The organism is Exiguobacterium sp. UBA7533, assembly GCF_002479335.1.
In the GTDB taxonomy this organism is placed as follows: domain Bacteria; phylum Bacillota; class Bacilli; order Exiguobacteriales; family Exiguobacteriaceae; genus Exiguobacterium_A.
The window spans coordinates 2,501-3,118 of sequence record NZ_DLMP01000006.1 but is presented as its reverse complement, the minus strand read 5'-3'; the positions used below and the strand labels follow the sequence as shown (position 1 = coordinate 3,118).

At 49.7% G+C, this 618-nt stretch carries 1 pseudogene; it reads right to left on the bottom strand.

Annotated features, from left to right (window positions below):
• Window positions 1–596 (bottom strand): annotated as a pseudogene (locus B2U10_RS11050) (NADPH dehydrogenase); the annotation flags it as partial.
• Window positions 597–618 lie beyond the last annotated feature (22 nt).

Sequence of the window (618 nt, the reverse complement as noted above, 5' to 3'; positions counted from 1 at the left end):
ATTTCTAACAACAAGCGCATCCGATTTTCAGTCGATCCGCCGTACTGGTCTTCTCGAATATTGGATAACGGAGAGAGGAACGTGTTCAATAAATAACCATGTGCGCCATGGATTTCAATGAAGTCATATCCTGCTCGTTCCGCTCTTAATGCTGCATCGATGAACTGTTGTTTGATTGTCGCGATTTCCTCAAGTGTCAATGCACGGGGATGCATATACGTATCATCAAACGGTAAAGCGCTCGGTGCGACGGGTGGTTCTGCCGTCGTGCTTTTACGCCCGGCATGGGCCAGTTGGATCCCCGCTTTTGCGCCCGCTGCTTTGACTTGCTGTGCGATTCGTTGTAATCCTTCGATATGTGCATCTGACCAGATCCCAAGGTCCCCAGCTGAAATGCGACCATCTGGCGTGACAGCACTCGCTTCTAAAATGACACCACCAACGCCTCCCATTGCACGGGTTGCATAGTGTGTGACGTGCCAATCCGTCACGAGTCCATCTTCTTTTGCACTGTACATGCACATTGGCGCCATAATGACCCGATTGCGGAATGTCAACGTTCCGAGTTGAACCGTATCAAACAACTTCGTCTTCATCTTTCTTCCCCCTTATAGCTTC